This is a genomic window from uncultured Phenylobacterium sp., from assembly GCF_902826855.1.
Lineage (GTDB): Bacteria > Pseudomonadota > Alphaproteobacteria > Caulobacterales > Caulobacteraceae > Phenylobacterium.
The window spans coordinates 1-22,638 of the sequence record NZ_CADEGK010000059.1 but is presented as its reverse complement, the minus strand read 5'-3'; the positions used below and the strand labels follow the sequence as shown (position 1 = coordinate 22,638).

At 70.3% G+C, this 22,638-nt stretch carries 25 protein-coding genes; 6 read left to right on the top strand and 19 right to left on the bottom strand.

Going from position 1 to position 22,638, the window contains the following annotated elements; all coding sequences use genetic code 11:
- The 15 genes from QZV94_RS10255 to QZV94_RS10185 all read right to left on the bottom strand — a co-directional run.
- Positions 1-1,212, bottom strand: a 1,212-nt coding sequence (locus tag QZV94_RS10255) for a glycosyltransferase family 2 protein (protein WP_293677728.1), incomplete at its 3' end; no start/stop codon positions are given.
- Complete coding sequence (locus QZV94_RS10250; protein WP_293677727.1) at positions 1,209-2,237, bottom strand: UDP-glucuronic acid decarboxylase family protein; 1,029 nt, start codon at positions 2,235-2,237, stop codon at positions 1,209-1,211. The genes QZV94_RS10255 and QZV94_RS10250, both read right to left, overlap by 4 nt.
- A 416-nt stretch (positions 2,238-2,653) precedes the next feature.
- Positions 2,654-4,291: a LysM peptidoglycan-binding domain-containing protein gene (locus QZV94_RS10245; protein WP_293677726.1), complete on the bottom strand. Its 1,638-nt coding sequence runs from the start codon at positions 4,289-4,291 to the stop codon at positions 2,654-2,656.
- Positions 4,292-4,397: 106 nt separating this feature from the next.
- Positions 4,398-5,021, bottom strand: a complete 624-nt coding sequence (locus QZV94_RS10240; RefSeq protein WP_293677729.1) for a protein-L-isoaspartate(D-aspartate) O-methyltransferase — start codon at positions 5,019-5,021, stop codon at positions 4,398-4,400.
- Positions 5,022-5,072: 51 nt separating this feature from the next.
- Entirely contained in the window at positions 5,073-5,846 is a 774-nt protein-coding gene (gene surE, locus QZV94_RS10235) for a 5'/3'-nucleotidase SurE (protein ID WP_293677725.1), read from the bottom strand.
- Positions 5,843-7,171, bottom strand: coding sequence for a serine--tRNA ligase (serS, locus tag QZV94_RS10230; protein WP_293677724.1), 1,329 nt, complete (start codon positions 7,169-7,171; stop codon positions 5,843-5,845). The genes surE and serS overlap by 4 nt, the downstream gene beginning before the upstream one ends.
- A 56-nt stretch (positions 7,172-7,227) precedes the next feature.
- Positions 7,228-8,106, bottom strand: coding sequence for a twin-arginine translocase subunit TatC (gene tatC, locus QZV94_RS10225; RefSeq protein ID WP_293677723.1), 879 nt, complete (start codon positions 8,104-8,106; stop codon positions 7,228-7,230).
- A complete protein-coding gene (gene tatB / locus QZV94_RS25140; RefSeq protein ID WP_367254331.1) occupies positions 8,103-8,666 on the bottom strand; it encodes a Sec-independent protein translocase protein TatB in 564 nt (187 codons plus the stop codon). The genes tatC and tatB overlap by 4 nt, the downstream gene beginning before the upstream one ends.
- Before the next feature lie 71 nt (positions 8,667-8,737).
- Positions 8,738-8,941, bottom strand: coding sequence for a twin-arginine translocase TatA/TatE family subunit (locus QZV94_RS10215; RefSeq protein WP_293677721.1), 204 nt, complete (start codon positions 8,939-8,941; stop codon positions 8,738-8,740).
- Between the two features lie 99 nt (positions 8,942-9,040).
- Positions 9,041-9,679: an SMC-Scp complex subunit ScpB gene (gene scpB / locus QZV94_RS10210; protein ID WP_293677720.1), complete on the bottom strand. Its 639-nt coding sequence runs from the start codon at positions 9,677-9,679 to the stop codon at positions 9,041-9,043.
- Positions 9,676-10,482, bottom strand: a complete 807-nt coding sequence (locus QZV94_RS10205; RefSeq protein WP_293677719.1) for a ScpA family protein — start codon at positions 10,480-10,482, stop codon at positions 9,676-9,678. The genes scpB and QZV94_RS10205 overlap by 4 nt, the downstream gene beginning before the upstream one ends.
- Positions 10,483-10,495: 13 nt before the next feature.
- Positions 10,496-11,521 carry a beta-N-acetylhexosaminidase gene (gene nagZ, locus QZV94_RS10200; protein ID WP_293677718.1) on the bottom strand — a complete coding sequence of 342 codons (1,026 nt, stop codon included), beginning with the start codon at positions 11,519-11,521 and terminating at the stop codon, positions 10,496-10,498.
- On the bottom strand, positions 11,518-12,339 hold the full coding sequence (locus tag QZV94_RS10195) for an SPOR domain-containing protein (protein WP_293677717.1): 822 nt from the start codon (positions 12,337-12,339) through the stop codon (positions 11,518-11,520). Before QZV94_RS10195 ends, nagZ begins: the two co-directional genes overlap by 4 nt.
- A gap of 148 nt (positions 12,340-12,487) precedes the next feature.
- Positions 12,488-12,721, bottom strand: a complete 234-nt coding sequence (locus QZV94_RS10190) for a hypothetical protein (RefSeq protein ID WP_293677716.1) — start codon at positions 12,719-12,721, stop codon at positions 12,488-12,490.
- A 3-nt stretch (positions 12,722-12,724) separates the two neighbouring features.
- Positions 12,725-13,903: a deoxyguanosinetriphosphate triphosphohydrolase gene (locus tag QZV94_RS10185; RefSeq protein ID WP_293677715.1), complete on the bottom strand. Its 1,179-nt coding sequence runs from the start codon at positions 13,901-13,903 to the stop codon at positions 12,725-12,727.
- 117 nt (positions 13,904-14,020) lie between these two features.
- On the opposite strand from QZV94_RS10185, the gene erpA reads away from it, so the two are divergent.
- Complete coding sequence (gene erpA, locus QZV94_RS10180; RefSeq protein ID WP_293677714.1) at positions 14,021-14,353, top strand: iron-sulfur cluster insertion protein ErpA; 333 nt, start codon at positions 14,021-14,023, stop codon at positions 14,351-14,353.
- Here erpA and QZV94_RS10175 read toward each other — a convergent pair.
- Positions 14,345-15,085, bottom strand: a complete 741-nt coding sequence (locus QZV94_RS10175) for a hypothetical protein (RefSeq protein ID WP_293677713.1) — start codon at positions 15,083-15,085, stop codon at positions 14,345-14,347. The genes erpA and QZV94_RS10175 overlap by 9 nt on opposite strands.
- Before the next feature lie 118 nt (positions 15,086-15,203).
- Here QZV94_RS10175 and xth point away from each other — a divergent pair, with 118 nt between their 5' ends.
- From xth to QZV94_RS10160, 3 genes are read left to right on the top strand one after another with little or no spacing between them, the layout of a single operon-like run.
- The gene (gene xth / locus QZV94_RS10170; RefSeq protein WP_293677712.1) at positions 15,204-15,983 is read left to right on the top strand and encodes an exodeoxyribonuclease III; all 780 of its coding nucleotides are present in this window, start codon (positions 15,204-15,206) and stop codon (positions 15,981-15,983) included.
- A gap of 55 nt (positions 15,984-16,038) precedes the next feature.
- A complete protein-coding gene (locus QZV94_RS10165; RefSeq protein WP_293677711.1) occupies positions 16,039-16,695 on the top strand; it encodes a hypothetical protein in 657 nt (218 codons plus the stop codon).
- Between the two features lie 27 nt (positions 16,696-16,722).
- Complete coding sequence (locus tag QZV94_RS10160) at positions 16,723-17,418, top strand: NnrU family protein (protein ID WP_293677710.1); 696 nt, start codon at positions 16,723-16,725, stop codon at positions 17,416-17,418.
- A gap of 3 nt (positions 17,419-17,421) precedes the next feature.
- Here QZV94_RS10160 and QZV94_RS10155 read toward each other — a convergent pair whose 3' ends face one another.
- The 3 genes from QZV94_RS10155 to QZV94_RS10145 form a co-directional block, all read right to left on the bottom strand.
- Positions 17,422-18,111, bottom strand: coding sequence for an aspartate/glutamate racemase family protein (locus tag QZV94_RS10155; protein ID WP_293677709.1), 690 nt, complete (start codon positions 18,109-18,111; stop codon positions 17,422-17,424).
- A 4-nt stretch (positions 18,112-18,115) separates the two neighbouring features.
- Positions 18,116-19,846 (bottom strand): dihydroxy-acid dehydratase, encoded by a 1,731-nt coding sequence (gene ilvD, locus QZV94_RS10150; protein WP_293677708.1) that lies wholly within the window; start codon positions 19,844-19,846, stop codon positions 18,116-18,118.
- 63 nt (positions 19,847-19,909) lie between these two features.
- The gene (locus QZV94_RS10145) at positions 19,910-20,302 is read right to left on the bottom strand and encodes a globin (protein ID WP_293677707.1); all 393 of its coding nucleotides are present in this window, start codon (positions 20,300-20,302) and stop codon (positions 19,910-19,912) included.
- 67 nt (positions 20,303-20,369) lie between these two features.
- On the opposite strand from QZV94_RS10145, the gene QZV94_RS10140 reads away from it, so the two are divergent.
- Positions 20,370-21,206, top strand: coding sequence for an enoyl-CoA hydratase-related protein (locus QZV94_RS10140; protein ID WP_293677706.1), 837 nt, complete (start codon positions 20,370-20,372; stop codon positions 21,204-21,206).
- 2 nt (positions 21,207-21,208) lie between these two features.
- Entirely contained in the window at positions 21,209-22,339 is a 1,131-nt protein-coding gene (locus QZV94_RS10135) for an alpha/beta hydrolase (protein WP_293677705.1), read from the top strand.
- The last annotated feature ends 299 nt before the right edge of the window (positions 22,340-22,638 follow it).

Below are 22,638 nucleotides of genomic sequence, written 5' to 3'. Positions count from 1 at the left end.
GAAGAAGTCGACGTAGGTGACGTCCACGAAGCGAGACTTGGTCAGCAACGCCATGATGGGCATAGCCACGCTCAGCGCCATGATCAGCGAATAGCTGGGGTACCAGAGCTCGGAGAACAGGAACTGGAACTTCAGCCGCGGAGGCAGTTTCCGGATGCGGGCCGGCAGGTGCTTGATCAGCACGGTGACCAGGCTCCGCGACCACTGGAATTCCTGGATGACAAGGTCGCTGAACGTCTCCGGCCCTTCGCCGTGCGCGATGGCGTCGACGGCATGCACGCCTCTCCAGCCCTCGGCGCTCAAGATCAACGTCGTCGAATGGTCCTCGGCGAGTTCGGGACCCAGGCCGCCCGCGGCTCGCAGCGCGGATGTGCGGACCGCGTAGTGCGAACCGATGCAGAGCGGGGCCCAGCCCGCGTTGTAGCCAGCCTGAAGCGGGCCATGCATGCTCGCCTCGATGTAAAGACGCCCGCGCGCGGCCCAGCTTGCGCTGGCGTTCGAGTCGCAGATGCTGGGCGCCGAGACATAGCCCACCGCCGGATCGGCGAAGGGCGCAAGCATGTGCTTCAGATAGTCCGGGGCCGGGACGTGATCGACGTCGAACTGTGAGACGACGTCGTAGCGATCGTATCCGTAATGGTCGTAGAAGTAGGCGAGATTGCCTTCCTTGCAGTGCGCGCGCCTTGGCCAGGACTCGCGATGGTAGGCCGCCGCGCCCTTGCGGGTCGACAGATGGACCCCATGGACCCTGCACCAGTCGAGGGTCTCGCCGTCAGGGTCCTCGTCGGCCAGCCAGGTGTCGTGATCTACGCCTTCCTGCGCCAAGGCCGCCTCGAGCGTCTTCCTGGCGATGGCGAACGGCTCTGAGGGCGCCCTCGTCACCACGATCGCGACGCGGCAGCCGGGCGGCGGTCGCCCTGCACGAACGGGAGTCCGGGCGCCGTGGAAGAGCACGATGAAGTAGGCTGGGATCAGGGTGATCCACAGGAGGACTATGGTGACGGTCGCATAGCGGAGCGACGTGACCACGTGCGCTGGAGTCAGCCACCAGATCCAGAAATAGAGCAGGGCCGCCAGCCAAAGGGAGATGCCGGCCAGGTTGGCGGCCTTGCGCCAGCCCGAGAAGACCGGCCCGAGCACCAGTGGGGCGGCGCGGTCGCCCGGCGCCGCGGTCTTGCTCACTCCGCCCGAGACGAGCGGAGCAGAGCTCATTCCGCCGGTTCCGGTGTCACCTCTCCGGTCGCAGGCGCCGCGCGGTCGCCGTCCAGGCGCTGCGACAACGATGCCGTCGCGGAGCGCCCCCGGAAATAATCGATCGTCCGCGCCAGCCCGGCGTCCAGGGCAACTCGGGGAACCCAGCCCAGCTCGAATGTGGCTCGTGAAATGTCGGGCCGGCGCACATGCGGGTCGTCAACGGCCTCGGCGAGGAAGACGAGCCTTGATCGCGAGCCAGTCGCCTCGAGCACGCGCCTCGCGAAGTCCAGCACGCTGATCTCGTCCGGATTGCCGAGATTCAGAGGACCGGACGGCGCTGGCTCCACCGCCATCATCCTGATCAGTCCCTCGACGAGGTCGTCGACGTAGCACATGGAGCGGGTGTGGGAGCCGTCGCCCTGTACCGTGACGTCGCGGTTCTGCAGCGCCTCGACGACGAACGTGGAGACAACGCGGCCGTCGTCCTCCCGCATGCCCGGCCCATAGGTATTGAAGATCCGGGCCACCCGACAATCCACGCCGCGCATCCGCCGATAGTCGGCGATCAGCGCTTCGGCGCAGCGCTTGCCCTCGTCGTAGCAGGCTCGCGGCCCGACGATATCGACGTTGCCCCAATAGCTCTCTGGCTGCGGATGAACGAGGGGGTCGCCGTAAACCTCCGACGTCGAGGAATGCACCATCCGCGCGCCCGTAGAGCACGCCAGGTCCAGCATGTTGCGCGCGCCAAGCACGCTGGTCAGATTGGTCTTGATCGGGTCGGCCTGGTACGCCGTGGGCGAAGCCGGGCACGCGAGATTGTAGATCTGATCGACCTGAAGCGCGATCGGCTCCCGTACGTCATGCTCGATGAAGCTGTACGCAGGGTGGTCCAGGAAGTGCTGGACGTGCTCGCGAGGCCCGCTGCTGAGGTCGTCCAGGCAGATGACCCGGTGGCCGTCCGCCAGCAGTCGCCGGCACAGGTGGAACCCTAGGAAGCCGGCGCCGCCGGTCACCAGGATCGTGGATTGGGTGTTACGCGGCACTGGCTCCAGACCTCTTGTTGTCTGACGTTGGGTGCGAGCCTGACCCTCCGACGCGCGGCGCCGGCGAATGCCGAGGCGTCGCCGTCTCCGGCCTGCGGTGTTGCAGGAAGAGCAAAGTCATTGCGGCGCCCACCCTCTACGGACCCTGGTCCGCAACGAGATGCATCGCCGTCCGGGCGGCCACGCCGTCCCGTCTTCCCAGGCTGCCGCGGCCGCGCCGCGGCCGCTCTTCGTCGCCCCCCGGTCGCGCCGGCGGCCCCGCAAAATTGTTCATTGGGCCAGTCTAGCTTCGCGAATGCGGACGGCCTTGACGCGCATCAATGGCCGCCGGCACGCCGGGCAGGTTCAGGATCTGGCCCGGTCTCACCGGCGCAAGTCTGCCCGTTGTGGGAACCGCCGGGAAGAAGAGCCCCCTCCTACCGCGGCAGCACCAGGGCCGGGTCGATGGGCCGGGCGCGCTCCTGCGGGGTCGGGGCGTAGCGGACCTCGAAGTGCAGCTGCGGCTCGCTGACGCCGCCGGTGGAGCCAGCCTCGCCGATCTGCTGGCCCTGCGTGACCTTCTGCTGCATGCGGACGTCCACCCTGCCGAGGTGGCCGTAGGCCGTGACCCATCCGTTGTCGTGCTTGATCAGCACCAGGTTGCCGAAGCCAGGGACCTGGTCGCCGGCGTAGACAACGTCCCCCGAGGCCGAGGCGCGCACCGCCTCGCCGCCGCGGGCGCGGATATTCAGCCCGTCGTTGCGCTGGCTGGTGCCCTTGTCGCCGAAGCCGGAGATCACCTCGCCGCGGATCGGCCATTGGAAGACGCCCCGGCCCATCTGCATGATCTGGGCGTCGGAGACCTGCGGACTGGCGGTGGGCGCGCCGCTGATCGGACCGCTCGGCGGCGTGTAGGTGGACCGCGGCGGCCGCTGGGTCCGGGACGGCACATAGGGCTGCGGCGCGCTGGGCAAGGCGGCGCCGGCCTCGGGCTGCGAGGAGCGCGGCGGCGGCTGAGGCTGGGGCTGGGGCTGTGGCGGCGGATTGTCGAAGGTCGGGCGCGACGGACGCGGAGCCGGAGCCGGAGCCTCCTCGCGAATCGGCCCTCGGTCGCGATAGCCGGCGGGCAGGCGCAGGCGCCGGCCGGGCGCCAAGCTGGCGCCGCGGCGCAGGCCGTTGGCCGTGCGCAGGCTGTCGACACTCACGCTGAACCGTTGGGCGATCTCGCCCAAGGTGTCGCCGCGGGCCACCACATAGGCCTTCGCAGAGCCGCCCGGGCCGCGGATCGTCTGGCCGGCGCGTAGGCGGTAGGGCCGCTTGAGCTTGTTGATCCGCGCCAGTTCGGTGACGCTGCTGTCCATGCGGCGCGCGACTCCCTCCAGGGTGTCGCCGCGCTTGACGCGATACGCCTTGCCCGCGGTCTGGATGGTGACCACCCGGCCGGCGGCGGAGCGGTCCGAGCCGAAGTCCTCGGGCGCCGAGGGCTCTTCGTCGCGGCTCGCGCGGCCCGCACGCGACGGGGGCGCTACAGCCTCGACCTCGTCCGACCCGCCGGCGCCGGGGATGGTCAGCTTGCGGCCGCGCGCGATCGAACTGCTGCGGCCCATGCCGTTGGCGGCCTTGAGGTCGGCGACCGACACGCCGAAGCGCTGGGCGATGCCGAACAGCGTGTCGCCTGCGCGTACGACATAGGTCTCGGACTCGCCCCTGGCCTTGCCCGTGGAGCCCTTGGCCGGAGCGGTCGCCGTCGCCTTGGCGGCGGGATTCTTCAGCACCTTGCCTGGCAGCAGCCGGTAGGGGCGCTTCAAGCCATTGGCCTTGGCAAGCGCCTCGACGCTGACATTCAGGCGGTCGGCGATCTCGGCCAGGGTGTCGCCCCGGCGCACGGTGTAGGTTGAGCTCGACGATCGGGCGCGCGCGAAGGCATCGACCCCGGGCGCGGCCACCGCGCTCTCCGCAGTCGCCGGCGGTACATCCAACAGCGGCTGGGCGGTCGCGCCCCATGAGCCCGTGCTGACGCTGAGCGCCGTACCGGCCAACAGGACCAGGGCCGTTCGTTCGAGGAAGTGCGTCATCGCCGCTCCGGAGTGGCTCGAGAGGGAATCATCGGGGCGTGAGGTGGGATCATGGTCGTGAGCCGGCGCCCCCGCCAACCCGCAATGCAGTCGCAACACGAAAAGGTCAGAGCTCCTTGGCCACGCCGTCCAGCAACGGTACGAAGCGAACGTCGATCAGGGCTTCGACCTCGAACCCGCCCTGCCCGTCGCCGGTGTAGCGGCGGAGGCTCTGGACGGGCCCCTTCCCGATCGGAGCCACCAGGATCCCGGTCGGCTTCAGTTGCGAGAGCAGAGCCTTGGGCTCACCTGGCGCCGCGGCCGTGACCATAATGCGGTCAAAAGGCGCCTGCTCGGGCCACCCCTCGCCGCCGTCGCCGAAACGGGTGATCACGTTGGTCAGGCCCAGCTCCTTGAAGCGGCTCTCGGCTTCCTTCATCAGCGTGCGATAGCGCTCCACCGTGTAGACCAGCCGCGCCAGCTTCGAGAGGATGGTGGTCTGATAGCCTGAGCCGGTGCCGATCTCGAGCACCCGGTCGCGCCGGTCGATCTTGAGCGCCTGGGTCATCAAACCGACGATGAACGGCTGGCTGATGGTCTGGCCGCAGGCGATGGGCAGGGCGGAGTCCTCAAAGGCGCGCTCGCGGAACAGGTCCTGGGTGAAGATCGGCCGCGGTGTGGACTCGATCGCGCCCAGCACCTTGGGATCGGTCACGCCCTGCGAGCGCAGCGCCAGGATCAGGCGCGCCATGCGGGTTTCGGGCGCGTCCGGGTTCGGATTGAGATCGTCTTCGTCCGACATCTACAGCTTTGGCGGCACGCCGCCCAACTGACCCTTGAGGGCCTGGACGGTCGGTTGATGGGTCAGGTCGATGTGCAGCGGTGTCACGGAAATGCGGCCATCATAGAGCGCGCGCAGGTCGGTTCCGGCAGGTGGGCTTGATCGCGCCTGGCGGAAACCCACCCAGTAGTAGTCGCGGCCGCGCAGGTCGGTGCGCTTCTCGTTGTGCCGGATCTGGAAGTCCCGGAACCCCTGGCGGGTGACCTCAACCTCGGTGATGTCGCCGACCTCGCCGTTGGGGAAGTTGATGTTCAGCACCACGTCCTTGGGCCAGCCGATCTCCACCAGCCGCTTGATGATCCCGGGGCCGAACACCTCGGCCGCCTCATAGCTGGCGCCCGGTTCGTAGAAGCCCATCTGCGACAGGGCGATCGACGGGATGCCCAGCGCCATGCCCTCGATGGCGCCAGCGACCGTGCCCGACATGGTCACGTCCTCGGCCAGGTTGGCGCCGCGGTTGACGCCGGAGAGCACCAGGTCGGGTTTCTTGCCCGGGATCAGGTCGTTGACCCCCAGCATCACGCAGTCGGTGGGCGTCCCGGTGGTGGCGAAGCGGCGCTCGCTTAGTGTGCGCACCCGGCTCGGCTCGGCCAGGGTCAGGGCCCGGCTTGCCCCCGACTGCTCGTACTCCGGCGCACAGACCCAGACGTCGTCGGAGAGCCGCCCCGCAATCCGCTCCAGCGCCTCCAGCCCCTCGGCGTGGATCCCGTCGTCGTTGGTGACGAGGATCCTCAACGGGCGCCCCCGATGTGGGTCACGCCCGGCATGTAGGGATGCAGCGCCTGGGGGATGGCGATGCGGCCGCCCTCGTCCTGGTAGTTTTCCATGATCGCTACGAGGGTGCGGCCAACGGCCAGGCCCGAGCCGTTGAGGGTGTGGACGAACCGCGTGCCCTTCTCCCCGGCCTTCTTGGTCCGCGCGTCCATGCGGCGGGCCTGGAAGTCCCCGCAGTTGGAGCACGAGCTGATCTCGCGATAGCGGGCCTCCGACGGCAGCCAGACCTCCAGGTCGTAGGTCTTCCTGGCGGAGAACCCCATGTCGCCAGCGCACAGCAGCATGGTGCGGAACGGCAGCTGCAGCGCCTTCAGCACCTTCTCGGCGCACTCGACCATCCGCTCGTGCTCGGCCTCGGACTGTTCGGGCGCCGTGATCGAGACCATCTCGACCTTCTGGAACTGGTGCTGGCGGATCATGCCGCGGGTGTCGCGCCCCGACGCGCCGGCCTCGGCCCGGAAGCAGTGGGTGAGCGCGGTCAGCCGCAGCGGCAGCTCCTCCTCCGGCGTGATCTGCTCGCGCACCAGGTTGGTCAGCGAGACCTCTGCGGTGGGAATCAGCCAGCGCAGTTCCGGCGCCTCGGCGTGGTCGGCGACCGCACGGGCGTTTTCCAGGCCGGGAAAGGCCACGAACTGGTCGTCCGAGAACTTCGGCAACTGGCCGGTGCCGAACATGGTTTCGGAGCGCACCAGAAGCGGCGGCGACACCTCGAGGTAGCCGTGCTCTCGCGTCTGCAGGTCCAGCATGAACTGACCGACGGCGCGTTCCAGCCGGGCCAGATCGCCCTTCAGCACCACAAAGCGGGCGCCACTCATCCGCGCGGCGGCTTCGAAGTCCATCAGGCCGGAGGCCTCACCCAGGGTGGTATGGTCCTTCGCCACCGCGATCGCGAACGGTTCGCCCCAGCGGCGCACCTCGACGTTGTCGGCCTCGTCCGCGCCCGGCGGCACGTCCGATGCCGGCAAGTTGGGCAGGGCCGAAATGATCGCCCGAAGCGCCTCCCCGGCCGTGCGCTCGGCCTCCGCGTGCTCGGCCAGCACGCCCTTCAGCGTCTCGACCTGCGTCATCAGCGCGCTCGCGGCGGCCTCGTCCTTACGTCCCTTGGCGGCGCCGATCTGCTTGGAGGCCTCGTTGCGTTCGGCCTGCGCCGTCTGGCCGGCGGTCTGGGCGGCGCGCAGCTTGGCGTCGAGGTCGAGGATCTCGGCGACGCGGCCAGAGGAGCCCTTCGCCGCCCAGGCTTTCTCGTAAAGCTCGGGGGTTTCGCGAATGGCTCGGATGTCGTGCATGGGTCCACTCAGGCTGAGCGGCACTCTCTAGAGCGCGTCGGCTACCGGGCCAACCCTCAGGCCGCCACGTCCTCGTCCTTGCGACGCAGCTCGATCAGCTTCACGCAGCCCACCGAGACGAAATAGAGCCCGATGATAGGGGTCGCGAGCAGGAGCTGGCTGATCGGGTCCGGCGGGGTGACGACGGCGGCCACAACCACCACCGCCAGAACGGCGTAGCGCCAGCCCTTCCACAGCATCTCCGAGGTGACGATGCGGGCCATGCCGAGCAGCGTCAGCACCACCGGGAGCTGGAAGCAGAGGCCGAAGGCGAGCAGCAGGGTGGTGACGAGGGTCAGGTAGTCCGAGACCTTGGGCACCATCTGCACCTGGATGCCGGACGTGCCGACGATCTGCTGGCTCAGCGAGAACCACAGAACGAAGGGCATGATGATGTAATAGACCAGCGCCGCGCCCATCAGGAACAGGACTGGCGCGGCCACCAGGAACGGCAGGAAGGCGTAGCGCTCCCGCTTGTAGAGCCCTGGAGCGACGAAGGCGTAGACCTGCCAGGCCAGCACGGGAAAGGTCAGCACCACGGCGCCGAAGCCGGCCAGCTTCAGCTTGGTGAAGAAGAACTCCAGCGGCGCGGTGAAGATCATGCCGGGCGTGCTCCCGGCCACGGCGGTGATGCTCTTCAGGCCGACGACGACGAAGAACAGGTCGAACGGGCCCTTGGCCTCGCCCTTCTGCTGGGCGGCGAAAATCTGGCCCGCCAGCTCGAAAGGGTGGGTCAGGAACTCGTAGATCGGGGTCGAGAAGAAGAAGCAGATCGCGAAGCCGACGATAATCGAAGCGACACAGACGATGAGCCGCGAGCGCAACTCGACAAGATGGTCGAGCAGCGGCGCGCGGGAGGCCTCGATCTCGGCCTCATCGGGGTCCAGATCGCTCAAGACCCGGCCTCAGCAGTCTTCGCGGACCTGGCCTTGCGGGGCTTGGGCGCCTCGGCCACGGCAAGGGTCTTGCGCGTGGTGGTCGTGGTGGGCTTGGCGGCGGTGGGCTTGGCCCCGTTCGTCCTGGACTTGGGCTGGGCAGCCGACTTCCTGGGGGCCCGCGGCTTCTTCGGCGTCGGATCCTCGGAGATGGTCAGCGGCGGATTGTTCCGGATGTGCTCGTCGTAGTTGAACGTCTCCACGCCCCCGTGCAGGTCGACACCCACGTCCGTCAGGTTCTGTTCGATGTCGCCGACGATCGAGCGCATCTCCTGATCGGCCTCGGCCATGTCCAGGTACTGGCCCTTGCGCATGGCTTCGACCTCCTTGCGCAGGTCGTCCAGCTCGGACTGGCGGGCCATCTCGTCGAAGGAGGCGCGGAATTCGGAGGCCATGCCACGCAGCTTGGCCACGAACTGCCCGAGCCGCCGCAGCAGCATCGGAAGGTCCTTGGGTCCCACCACGATCAGGGCGATGGCCGCGATGACCAGGTACTCAAGGGCGCCGACTTCGGGGAGCATGGGCCTGGCCTAAACAGAAGCGCCGGCCAATCAAGCGCGGGCCGGCGCGGATAGCGGGGTGTAGCGGCGGATCAGCTGCGCGCGCCGTCTTTCTCGTCTTTCGGCAGCGGCTTGGCGGTCTCCTCCGGGACGTCGTCGCCCTTGAGGCCATCGCGGAAGGCGCGGATGCCCTTGGCCGCATCGCCCATCAGGCCGGAGAGCTTGCCGCGACCGCCGAACAGAAGAAGCGCGACCACCACGATCGCCGCAATGTGCCAGATGCTGAAGGCGCCCATGCGCTTAGTACTCCCAAGGTGCGGCCCGCCGTCGGCCGCCCGATATCTCCGCCGCTATATAGTCCGTCCGTCGTCGGCGCGCCAACGCGGCCTTTGCGCTCAGCTGTCCTCTTCCAGGTAGTCGACATGGAATTCCGGCGCGTCGGCTTCCAGCGGGTCCTCGTCGGCCGAGGCCGCGTTCGGGTCCGGCAGCGCGAAGTCGGCCGGCAGGTCGAGGGAGAGCAGCCCCGCGGTGCGCATTTCCGCCATGCCCGGCAGGTCAGCGAGCGCAGCGAGGCCGTAGTGTTCCAGGAAGGCGTCGGTGGTGCCGTAGGTGACCGGGCGCCCGGGCGTGCGGCGCCGGCCGCGCATGCGCACCATGCCCAGTTCCAGCAGCACGTCCAGGGTGCCGCGGCTGGCCTGCACGCCGCGCACCGACTCGATCTCGGCGCGGGTGACCGGCTGGTGGTAGGCGATGATCGCCAGCGTCTCCTGGGCGGCCTTGGAGAGGCGGCGGGGCTCGTCGCGCTCCTGCGTCATCAGCCAGGCCAGGTCCTCGGCCGTCTGGAAGCGCCAGCCGCCGGCGACCTGCGTCAGCACCACGCCGCGCCCGGCATAGCGGGCGACGAGCTCCTCCAGCGCGCCTGCCACGTCCGCGCCCTCCGGCAGCCGGCCGGCGAGGTCGCGCTCGCTCAGGGCGCCGGCGGCGGCGAATAGCAGCGCCTCGATCTCGCGGGCGGTTTCCATGCGGTCGGTCATGCCGTCTCACCCTTGCGGGCCCTCAGGTAGATGTCGGCGAAGGCCTCCAGCTGGCGGGCTTCCAACTCGCCCTCGCGGACCAGCTCCAGACCGGCCGCCAGGGTCGACGCCAGGTAGGAGGCGCGGCTGGGTCCGGCGGTCGGCGTGCCCAGGGGCGCGACGCCAGCCAGGGGCGTCCAGCGGTCAAGGTCGGGCAGCAGGCGGCGCAGCCGGTCGCGAGCGTCCTCCAGCGGATAGGCTGCCGGCGGGGCGGGCTTGTAGCTGCGCTGCGTCTCCTTCTGGCGCTGGCCGATGTAGGCGCTCATCAGGCCGTAGAGATCGCCCTCCAGGCGGCCGGAGGGGATGATGCGGATGGCCTGCGGGTCGCCGCGCCCGAACACGTCGCGACCGAGCTGCGGGCGCACGCGAAGCGCCTCGGCGGCGTTGCGCATGGCTTCCAGCTTCGCGAGGCGGAAGGCCAGGCGCGCGGCGATCTCCTCTGCGGGGGCTTCCTCCGGCTTGGGCTGTTCGGGCTTGGGCAGCAGCAGCCGCGACTTCAGGTAGGCCAGCCAGGCGGCCATCACCAGGTAGTCCGCCGCCAGCGAGAAGCGCCGCCGGCGGGCCTCCTGCACGAAGGCCAGGTACTGTTCGGCCAGCTTCAGCACCGACAACTTGAGCAGGTCGACCTTCTGGGTGCGGGCGAGCGCCAGGAGCACGTGCAGCGGGCCCTCGTAGCCCTCCACGTCGATGATCAGCGCCTCGCCATCCTCCGCAGCCGTGGCGGCGGCGTCGAAGTCGAGGCTGGGCTGGAAACCCTCGGTCATTCGGCCCCCCTCTTCATGCCGCCCATCGTCCTTCAAACGCCGCGTCGAAGCGAGCGCGGCCCGCCACCGCATCGAAGGGCTCCTGAGCCTTGGGCAGGCGCGCCAGCGCCGACTCTGCGCGGCGCAAGGCCCTGCCCCGCAGCCGCCCCGCGCCCTCCACCACGGCCTTCATCTCGGCCAGGTCGCCGTTGCAGTGCAGGACGACGTCGCAGCCAGCCGCCCGCGCGGCCTGGGCGCGCTCGCGGAAGCCGCCGCCCAGGGCCTTCATCGACAGGTCGTCGGTCATCACCAGGCCCTGGAAGCCGATGGCGCCGCGGACCACCCGGCGCAGCACCGACCGAGAGGTCGTGGCCGGGCGCGCAGCGTCGACCGCGGCGTAGATGACGTGCGCTGTCATCGCCATGGGCATGTCGGAAAGGGCGCGGAACGGGGCGAAGTCGCGGGCCTCCAGCTCGTCCCAGCCGGCCTCCACAACCGGCAGGTCCAGGTGGCTGTCGGCCTTGGCGCGGCCGTGGCCGGGGATGTGCTTGATCACCGGCAGGACGCCGCCGGCGATCAGGCCCTCGGCGGCGGCGCGGCCCAGCAGGGCGACGTCGTCGGCGTCCTCGCCATAGGCGCGGTCGCCGATGACCTCGTGGCCCAGGGGGTCGGGCACGTCGAGCACCGGCAGGCAGTTGACGTTGATCCCGAGCGCCGCCAGGTCGTGGGCTATCAGGCGTCCGCCCAGCCGAGCCGTCTCGCGGCGCAGCAGCGGGTCGCCGGCCGCCAGCGCGCCATAGGCCCGGCCCGGTGGGTAGCGACGCCAGTGCGGCGGCCCCAGGCGCTGCACGCGCCCGCCCTCCTGGTCCACGAGGATCGGCGCATCGGCGCGGCGCACGATCCAGCGCAATTCGGCGGTCAGCGCCCGCACCTGCTCGGGCGAGGCGATGTTGCGCGCGAACAGGATGAACCCCCAGGGACACGCTTCGGCGAAGAAGGCCTTCTCCGCCGGCGTCACCGTGTGACCCGCACAGCCCAGGATGGCCGCCGTGCAGGTCACCGGACGAAGCAGCTCTTCCCGGCCGCCTGGAGCTTGGCGCAGAAGGCCTGGGCGTCGGCCCGGGAGGCGAATCCGGTCACGGCGGTGCGGTAGAGGACGCCGCCGTTCCGCTCGATCTTCTCCACCGCCTTGCCCTTGCCGGCCGCGAGGCCGGGCGCCGCGGCCACCGCCTCGTTCCAGGCCCGGTCGGCCAGCGCGGTGGAGGAGACCGCGCCGATCTGCACCGCCGCGCCACCACCCGCGGCAGCGGCCTTCGGTGGCTCGGGTTGGGCCTTGGCGACCGGCGGCGGCGGCTTCGGCGCTGGCGGCGCGACCTTCGGAGCCGGCGCCGTGGCGGCGGACTTAGGCGCCGGCGAAGGCGCGGTGGCCGGGATCGCCGGGCGGATGGCTGGGGCGGCCTGCGCCGGCGGGGCCTGCGCCGGCGGGGCCTGGGCCACCGTCACGGGCGTGGTCGGCCGCGCCTGCGGCTGCTCCGGGCCCGGCGTGAAGGTGGGCGGCGGCGTCGTGTCCATCGGCTGGCCGGGCTCGCCCTTGTAGACCTGCAGTCCGGCGGCGGGGTCCAGCGGCTGGGCGTCCGCCGGCGGGGCGTCCTTGATCGCCTCGGTGGGCTCGCCCACCACCTGCGGAGCCTCGCCGGCCTGGCGCACGCCTGACTGGTAGAAATAGAAGATCGCCGCCACCAGGGCCCCCAGCACGAGGACGCTGAGGATCAGGGTGAAGGGGATGGGGCTCCCGCCACGCACCGGCTGTCGCGGGTCGAAGCTCAGCGGCGCGTCGCCGGTGGGAGGCGTGTAGGCGCCGCGCTGGTGGTCGGTCATCGCGAGGGCTCCGGAGGGTCCAGGCGCGGCCGTCCGTTCCGGGAACGAATCGCCCGCATTCGCCGCCAGTCTATCGGACGCGGTGGCGAGACGTGGGCGGCGGCTGAGGATTTCTGTGTATGCCCTTCCCTCGGCGACGAATGCGCCCTCAGCGCCGTTCGAGGTCCATCAAACCCGAGGTGTCCAGGCCATAGCGGTGGAACAGGGCGCGGAACTCGCGCAGTTCGTCGGACGAGACCTTCCCGGCCCGCAGCGCGATGTGCACGTCGTGGCCACGGCTCTGGACCCCCGCGACGGCCCGGATTCGCTTCAGCCAGGTCAGGAAGGCGGCTTCATCCCCGGGCGAATGGTACATCGGGGCGCGAACGACGAGGACGTCCACGCCTCAGTTCCAGACGTCGAGGTGGAACAGCCTGCGGTGCTCTTCGATCGCGTAGCGGTCGGTCATGCCGGCGATGTAGTCGCAGACCACGCGAGCGCGGCCGGCCTGATCGCGGCCCTCGCAGCGCACGTACCACTCCCCCGACAGGACGTCGGGTTCAGCCATGAACAGCTGGAACATCTCCGCCAGGATCCGGCGCGCCTGGCTGCGGGTGCGGTTGACCTTCCAGTGGCGGTACATCCGCTCCAGCAGGAACTTGCGCAGCGTTGCCAGGTCCTCGACCATATCGCGGGAGAAGGCCACCAGAGCGTGGCCCAGCATGCGGACGTCCTCCGGGGAGCCCGCCTTGCCCACATCGGCCCGCCGGCGGGTCTCGATCAGGACGTCATCCACCATGGCGCCGATCATCCTACGCACCGCCTCCAGGCGAAGGATGCCCGGCTCGCAGTCGGGAAACTCCGCCCAGGCGCTCCTCACGTGCGGCCCGATCAGGGCCACCTCGGCGAGTTCATCGAGGTTGAACAGCCCGGCCAGGACGCCGTCGTCCACGTCGTGGTTGTTGTAGGCGATGTCGTCGGCCAGCGCGGCGACCTGCGCCTCCGCCGAGGCCCAGGTGTCGAGGCGCAGGCCATACTGGGCGTCGAACTCGGAGATGGCGCTCCAGGAGGGCTTGGCGAGCTGGTCCACCACCGGCCCGTTGTGCTTGATCACCCCCTCCAGGGTCTCCCAGGTCAGGTTCAGGCCGTCGAAACGCGGATAGCGGCGCTCCAGCTTGGTGACCACCCGGAAGGTCTGGACGTTGTGGTCGAACCCGCCGAAGCCCTGCATCTGCACCTGCAGCTCGTCCTCGCCGGCATGGCCGAAGGGCGGGTGGCCGAGGTCGTGGGCCAGCGCGATGGTCTCGGCCAGGTCGGCGTCGAGGCCAAGCGCGGTGGCCAGGGAGCGCGCGATCTGGGCCACCTCCAGCGAGTGGGTGAGGCGCGTGCGGAAGTGGTCGCCCTCGTGGGCCACGAACACCTGGGTCTTCTCCTTGAGCCTGCGGAAGGCTGTGGAGTGGATGATCCGGTCGCGGTCGCGGGCGAAGTCGGTGCGCGTGCGGCTGTGCGCCTCGTCGACCTTGCGGCCTCGGGACGCGGAAGGATCCTCGGCGTACGGGGCGCGGCGTGTGATAGAGGAAGCCATTCAGACCGATCTTGAGCCCAGGCCCCTTGGTCGAAGCCGCTGACGCCCTCATATAGTCGAGACGGAGCCTGCGTCTAACAGCGCGTGACCCTACCAGAGCGTGACCCCCATCAGAGCATGACGACGTCTGACCTCACCCTTTCGCCCTCGGCGGCGCAGCGCATCCAGGCCATCGGCGCCCGCGAGGGGCGGCCGGTGATGCTCCGCGTGGCGGTGGAGGGCGGCGGCTGTTCGGGCTTCCAGTACCAGTTCGACCTGGTCGAGGAGGCCCAGCCGGACGACCTGCGGATCGAACGCGACGGCGCCGCGGCCCTGGTCGACGAGATGTCGCTGGTGCTGCTCAAGGGCTCGGTGATCGACTATGTCGACGAGCTGGCCGGCGCCGAGTTCCGGGTGCGCAACCCCAACGCCAAGTCCAGCTGCGGCTGCGGCGTCAGCTTCTCAATCTGAAGACGGCGGGGCGGCGGGGGCCTCGGTGATCCGGTAGTCGCTGGGTGGCGCGAACAACTCCGGCCTGTTCGGAAGGCCGTGGCTATACTCATCGTAGCGCACGACCAGCGCCGCGCGGCCCTGGCGCAGGTAGCTGAGCACCACAGGCGCCGCGCGGCGGTCATCCACCAGGATCACGAGGTGATGGTCGCCGATGGTGAACGCGTGGACGCTGACCATCATCGCGCCCCAGGGGGCGGTCCGCACCGCGGTGGGCGCGTGCCTGGCGACGAACTCGATCTCGCAGCCGTACTCCAGGGTCGTGAGCGGCGCAGGAACGTCCGGGCCCAGGACGATTGGCGCCCGGACGCTCAGGTCGGGTCCCGGGTCGATGGAGTGCTGACCCTGTCGCGTGGTCTCGTTGAGCACCCACAGATCCGGCTCAGCGATGATCACCAGGGCCTGGGCGCCGCTCGCCAGGTCCGGCTGCTCCTCGTTGCGGAGCCGTTGCGATCCCTGCCGGTAGAGCGTTCGGGGCTGGGCGGCGCGGTCGGCGGCGGCCAGGCCAGGCGTCACGTTGCGCGTCACCGCCCGGAACAGACCCGTCGGAGCGCAGCCAGGCGGGGCCACGCTCTGGCCCGGCTGCGGGAACGGGATCACGGGTGGCGGCTGGGCCGCCGCGGCACAGGCCAGCGCCGTCGCCGTCGCCGTGGCGACCGCGACGCCAGACGCTACGGACCGAAAACGTTGCATGACCAGCTCCCGGCGTAGGGACCCATGTCGGCCCGCTCCGGTCAAGCTGGACACACCCCGCGGCCTTTGCGAAGGCCTTTCGGGTTCAGCCTTCCCGTCTTCGCCGCCGGAGTTCTCGATGCGCATCGCCACCTGGAACGTGAACTCGGTCAACGCCCGGATCGAGACGGTCTTGCGCTGGTTCGAGGAGGCCAAGCCCGACGTCGCGTGCCTGCAGGAGATCAAGTGCGTCGACGAGAAGTTCCCGACCGAAGCCTTTGAACGGCTGGGCTACAACGTCGCTGTCCATGGACAGAAGACCTACAACGGGGTCGCCCTGCTCTCGAAGGCGCCGCTCGAGGACATCCGTCGCGGGCTGCCCGGCGACGATGGCGACGACCACGCCCGCTACATCGAGGCGGTGGTGTCAGGCCCGGAGCCCGTGCGGGTGGGCTGCATCTACCTGCCCAACGGCAATCCGGTGGCCAGCGAGAAGTTCGCCTACAAGCTGGGCTGGATGGCGCGGCTCCACGCCCACGCCCGCAGCCTGCTGGCGCTGGAGGAGCGGTTCATTCTGCTGGGCGACTACAACGTCATTCCCGAGCCGCGGGACGCGGAGTTCCCGGCCAACTGGGAGCGCGACGCCCTGTTCCAGCCCGAGAGCCGGGCCGCGTTCCGGGCGCTGAAGAACCTGGGGCTCACCGAGGCCTATCTGCAGGCCGACGGCGCGCCCGGCGCCTACACCTTCTGGGACTACCAGGCCGGCGCCTGGCAGCGGAACAACGGCATCCGGATAGACCACGCCCTGCTCTCGCCGCAGGCCGCCGACGTCCTGGCGGGCGTCGCCATCCATCGCGACGTGCGCAGCTGGGACAAGCCCTCGGACCACGTGCCGGTGGTGGTCGAACTGGGCCTCTAGGCGCAGCGCGTCCGCCGCGCTTAGCCGACTCGGCGAATGGGCGTAGCCTCGGCGCATGGACGAGGTGGGCCGGCTCGTGACGCTGCTGGTGCTGGTGGGCGCGGCCTTCGCCCTGGCGGGCGGCGTCTGCGCATGGTTCCTCGACGAGCGCCGCCGGATCACGCGCGCCCTGGCCGGGGCCCTGGGGGTCCAGCCGCAGCCGCTGCTGATCGCCCGCGGCCGCGGCGCGGGCGTCGGATTTGACCTCCAGGGCGGTCAGGTGGTCGTGGCCTGGGACAAGGGCGGCTGGACCCTTTCCTATCGGCTGGAGGAGCTGGTGGGCGCGGAGCTGATCGTCGATCGCCGATGCGCCGCCCGCGCCTTCCGTGGCGAGCCGCGGCGGCCGCTGGACGAGCTGGCGGACCCCGAGGAACGGGTGCGCCTGCGGCTGGTGTTCGACGATGCGCACCATCCGGATTTCGAACTCGACGTCTGGCGGCCCGAGGATGCCGGGCGCAGCGGCCGGCTGGCGCCCGACGAGGCCCTGGCCGAAGCCAACCGCTGGCTCGCGCGCCTGGAGGCGGTGCTGCGCCGGCCGATCGCGGCGAAGGCTGCGCCGGCGGTTGCCGGGCCTGCCCGCCCCAACCCGGCGCCCACGGCCGCGCCGCCGTGGGAGGCTGAGGATGAGGACGATCTGGTGGACGACGAGGAAGATGCTAGCTTGACGCCGTAAACCACCGCGGACGACCCCGGGGACATCATGACCAGCCTGCTCGCCGCCGCCGCCTTCTTCATCCTGCTGCACCTGCTGGTGTCCGGCACCCGGCTGCGGGACGGGCTGATCGCGCGGATCGGCCAAGGGCCGTACATGGGCCTCTTCGTGCTGGCGTCCTTCGCCGGTCTGGGCTGGCTGGGCTTCGGCTTCGCCCAGGCGCGCGGAGAGGCGTGGAACGTCGCCTATTGGGGCGCCACGCCGGCCACGCGCACAGTGCAGCTCGGCCTGCAACTCGTGGCCATGCTGCTGATCGTGCCGGGCCTCACCACGCCCAATCCCACGAGCGTGCGCCAGGAGGGCGCCCTGGAGCGGCCTGACGTGGTCAAGGGCATGCTGCGGATCACCCGGCACCCGTTCCTGTGGGGCGTAGCGATCTGGGCCGTCGGGCACCTGCTGGTCAACGGCGAGCGCGCCAGTCTGGTGCTCTTCAGCTCGATGCTGTTCCTGGCGCTGTTCGGGACAGTCAGCATCGACGCCAAGCGCAAGCGGGTGCTGGGGGCCAAGTGGGACGCCTTCGCCGCCGAGACCTCCAACGTCCCCTTCGTCGCGATCGCGGCCGGCCGCCAAAAGCTGCGCGTGGGTGAGATCGGCGGACTGCGGCTGATCGCGGCGGTGGTGGTCTGGGCAGCGTTGGCCTGGGGGCACCCCTACCTGTTCGGCGTCCATGCCCTACCCCACTGAGGCTTAGCCGAGCGCGAAGGCCACGGCCGCCTCGGCGTGGGCCACGGCGGTGTCGACCGTGGGCAACGGCATGTCGGCGGGATCGAGCAGCAGGCCGATCTCGGTGCAGCCGAAAATGATGCCGTCGGCGCCGGCGGCCTGGCCGCGCGCGATCATCGCCAGCACTTCGGCCCTCGACTCCGGCCGGATCACACCAAGGCAAAGCTCGTCGAAGATGATCGCGTGCAGGCGATCGCGATCGGCCTGGTCCGGGATCAGCGCCGGCAGATCGAGCGCCGCCAGGCGGTCCCGGTAGAAGGCCTTCTCCATCGTGAAGCGGGTGGCCAGCAACAGCGGGCGGGCCACACCCAGCGCCTTCAGAGCGGCCGCGGTAGCGTCGGCGATGTGGATCACCGGCACGGCGACGGCCGCGGCGACCTGCGGCGCGTTCAGGTGCATGGTGTTGGCGCAGATCACGATCGCCTCGGCGCCGGCGGCCTCCAGGCGGCGCGCCGCGTCGGCCAGGATGGCCCCGGTCGCCTCCCAGTCGTCCCTCGCCTGCAACGCGGCGATCGGGGCGAAATCCACCGACCACAGGACCAACTGGCAGGAACTCAAGCCGCCCAGCCGCTCGCGCACCAGCCGGGTGAGCTCGCGGTAGTAGACGGCGGTGCTCTCGGCGCTCATCCCGCCGATCAGACCGAGGGTGCGCATCGGCTCAGAGGTCCGCGTAGACGTGGGTCTCCGCGCGGCCGCCCGGGTGGGTTACCGCCCCCAGGTGGGCGGGGCCCACGCCCTGGGCGAACTTCCACAGGGCCCCGGAGTTGTAGTTGGTGCCCCGCGGCTCCCAGTGGCGCTGGCGGTTCTCCAGCTCGATGGGATCGACCTCCAGCTCGATCGTGCCGGCGTCGGCGTCGATGGCGATGATGTCGCCGTCCTTGATCAGGCCGATCGGGCCGCCGGCGGCGGCCTCCGGCCCCACGTGCCCGACGCACAGACCCCGCGTGGCGCCGGAGAAGCGGCCGTCGGTGATCAGGGCGATGTTCTCCACGCCCTGACCGTAGATCGCTGCGGTGGTGGAGAGCATCTCGCGCATCCCGGGACCGCCCTTGGGGCCCTCGTAGCGGATGACCAGGACGTCGCCTTCGTTGTACTCGCGCGCCTCGACGGCGGCGAAGCAGGCCTCCTCGCCGTCGAATACCCGGGCCGGCCCGCGGTGCTTGGTGTGCTGCAGCCCCGCCACCTTGACGATGGCCCCGTCGGGCGCCAGCGAACCCCAGAGGCCGACCACGCCGCCGGTCGGCGAGAATGGGTTGGAGACGGGGCGGATCACGTCCTGATCCTCGCGCCAGACCACGTCCTTCAGGTTCTCGGCGATGGTCTTGCCGGTGACGGTCATGCAGTCGCCGTGGATCAGGCCGGCGTCGAACAGGGTGCGCAGCAGCATCGGCACGCCACCCGCCTCGCCCATCTTCTTGGCCGGGTATTTGCCGCCGGGCATCAGGTCGGTGAGGTAGGGCGTCCTGCGCATGATCTCGCAGACGTCGCGCAGGGTGAATTCGATGCCGCACTCGTTGGCCATGGCCGGAAGGTGCAGGCCGCCGTTGGTCGAGCCCCCGGTCGCCGCGATCACCACCGCGGCGTTCTCGAACGCCTCGCGGGTGCAGATGTCGCGCGGGCGGATGTTGCGGGCCAGCAGCTCCATCACCGCCTCGCCGGTGGCGACGGCGTACTGGTCGCGGTCCAGGTAGGCCGCCGGAAGGGCCGAGCTGAGCGGCAAGGCCAGGCCGATGGCCTCCGACACGCAGGCCATGGTGTTGGCGGTGAACTGGCCGCCGCAGGCGCCGTCGCCAGGGCAGGCGTGCTGTTCCAGGTCGCAGAGGTCCTCCAGCGACATGGTCCCGGCGGAGTGCTTGCCGACCGCCTCGAACATGTCCTGGACGGTGACCTCCTTGCCGCGCCAGACCCCCGGCAGGATCGAGCCGCCGTAGATGAAGGCCGAGGGCACGTTCAGGCGCAGCATGGCCATCATCATGCCCGGCAGCGACTTGTCGCAGCCCGCGACGCCGATCAGGGCGTCGTAGCTGTGGCCGCGGATGGAGAGTTCGACAGAATCGGCGATCACCTCGCGGCTGACCAGGGACGAGCGCATGCCCTCGTGGCCCATGGCGATGCCGTCGGTGACGGTGATGGTGCAGAACTCGCGCGGGGTGCCGCCGGCCCGGCGGACGCCCTCGGCCGCGGCGTGGCCCTGGCGCATGAGGGCGGTGTTGCAGGGCGCCGATTCATTCCAGCAGGACGCGACGCCCACGAACGGCTGGGCGATCTCGCGCGAGCCGAGGCCCATGGCGTAGAGGTACGAGCGATGCGGCGCGCGCGACGGCCCCTCGGTCGTGTGGCGGCTGGGCAGGCGGGCCTTGTCCCAGGATCCGTCGGGCTTGCGATGCATGCGTGAGCTCCTGTCTTGGCGCCCCACTCTCTAGGGTCGCCCCGGCGCAGGCGAAAGGGCCGGCTAACGCGTAGCGGCCTCCATATCCTTGATGCGGGTCGTCCAGGCGGCCTCGAACGCCGGGGTCCAGTCGGGGCCGAGCAGGTCGCGGCAGGTCTCCATGACGATCCAGAAGAAGCGGTCGAAGACCTCGGCGGGCGTGCCGAATCCGTCGTGGTTCACCCGTTCGGCGCGCACCAGGTTGGCCTGGTACGGCCCGCCCGGATCCATCAGGCAGTCGAACACCATGGTCAGCATCTCGGCGCGGATCGAGCCGGTGACATCGCGGGCGAACCGTTCCTCGGTCTCCGGGAACGCCGCGAACAGCCGGGCGTAGATAGCGGCTGCCGGATCGCCGGCCCGTTCCGCCAGCAACTCCAATGAATCGGCGATGGCGTCCGCGACCCCGGTCTTCATCTGCGCCCTTCGCCCCCTCGCCTGCCCTGCCTATAGTCGCCGCGACGAGAATGCGGGAGGCGCCCACGTGGAGTTCGAGGAAATCACCTACGCGGTCGACGGCGGCGTCGGCGTCATCACCCTGAACCGGCCGAAGTACCGCAACGCCCAGGGCTGGCGGATGCTGGACGAAATCGACGCGGCGTTCGACCAGGCGCGCAACGATGCGGCGGTCCGCGTGGTGCTGGTGCGTGGCGCGGGCGGCGTCTTCTCCACGGGCCATGACCTGGGGACGCCCGAGGGCGCCGCGTACCGCAAGGCGAAGGTCGAGGCGGGCGGCCTTAGCCACTACGACTCGTTCAAGCACTACAACCTCGACCTCCTCCTGAAGTGGCGCAACTTCCCCAAGCCGACGGTGGCCATGGTCGAGGGCTACTGCATCTATGCCGGCTGGATGCTGGCGGCGGCCATGGACGTGGTGTTCGCCGCCGAGGACGCGGAGTTCCTGGCCGGGTACGTCGAGTACATGTCCATCCCCTGGGACATCGGCATCCGCCGGGCCAAGGAGCTGTGCTTCGAAAGCCGCTTCATCTCGGCGGCCGAGGCGCGTGATGGCGGACTGGTGAACCGCGTCCTGCCCAAGGCCGACCTGGAGCGCGAGACGATGGCGTGGGCCAGGCGCGTGGCGGAGAACGACCCCGTCTACCTCCGCCTGGCGAAGGTGCAGATGAACAAGGCCCAGGACCACCAGGGCTTCACCAACGCCGTCGAGGACTCGCTGGGCGACTACATGGCCATGATGTGGATGCCGGGAAACACCATGCGGATGGAGGGCGAACGGCGGCTGCTGACGGTCGACCTGGCGGTGCGCGGCAAGCGCGGCGAGCGGTTCGGACTTCAGGTTCCAGCGCCGGCGAAGGGCTGACCTTGACCCCACTCGATCCGGAGCTCGCGCCGGCGATCCGCTCGCGGCAAGTCGACGGCGTGAACGGCCTCAGCGTGCATATCCTCGAGGCCGGTTTCGAGGCGGATGGGCGACCGCTCGTGCTGCTGCTGCACGGCTTTCCGGAGCTCGCCTATTCCTGGCGCAAGGTGATGCCCGCCCTGGCCGCGGCCGGCTTTCACGTGGTGGCTCCAGACATGCGGGGCTACGGGCGCACGACGGGGTGGGATCCGGCCTACGACGCCGACCTGGAGCCCTTCCGCTTCATGAACCTGGCGCAGGACTGCGTGTCGCTGGTCGAGGCGCTGGGGCGGCGCGAGGTCGCCTGCGTCGTCGGCCACGACTTCGGCTCGCCGGTGGCCGGGCACTGCGCGCTGACCCGGCCCGACATCTTCCGCTCGGTGGTGATGATGAGCGCGCCGTTCGAAGGGGCGCCGGCGGCCAAGGCCGCGCCTGCCGCGGCCACGCCGGCGCGGGACATCCACGCCGACCTGGCCGCCCTGCCCCGGCCGCGGAAGCTGTACCACTGGTACTACGGGACCCGGCCGGCGAACGAGGACATGTGGCGCGCGCCACAGGGGGTCGCCGCGTTCCTGCGCGCCTACTATCACGTGAAGAGCGCCGACTGGCCGGGCAACCGGCCACATCGGCTGCCCCGCCGGGACGCTGAGAGCCTGGCGATCCTGCCTGACTACTATGCGATGCCCCTGGAGCAGACGATGGCGCAGGTAGCGGCGGCCTATGCGCCGTCGGCGGCCGAGGTGGCGGCGTGCGGCTGGCTGACGGACGACGAACTGGCGGTCTATGCGCGGGAGTATTCGCGCACCGGGTTCCAGGGCGGCCTGCAGTGGTACCGCTGCGCCACCAGCGGCATCGCGGCGCGCGACCTGCGGGCGTTCGCGGGCCGCACGATCGACGTGCCCTCGCTGTTCATCGCCGGCGCTGCCGACTGGGGCGTCTACCAGACGCCGGGATCGTTCGAACGCATGCAGACGCACGGCTGCACGCGGATGGCCGGCGCGCACCTGATCCCAGGGGCGGGTCATTGGGTGCAGCAGGAGCAGCCGCAGGCGGTGGCGGATTTGCTGCTGGGGTTCCTGGCCGGGTTGGGCTGATCCCACTCCCCAAGCGGTCGTCATCCCGCGGCTTGTCCGCGGGACCCATGATCACCGGGCATGCCGAAGGGCCACGACGGCGAGGCCGTGGGTAGGTTACGATCGCGTAGCGCTAGATGGGTCCCGCGGACAAGTCGCTGGATGACGATGAAAAAATTGAGCTACGCCGGCGGGCCGCGGGCGCGGGTTGGGGCCATTTTGGGGTCCAGGCGGACGATCGTCGCGCCGGGCGGGGCTCTTGGCAGCGGTTCGGGGAGGTCCGCGGCGGCCTCCGCGGCCACCGCCTGGCAGCGGGCGGC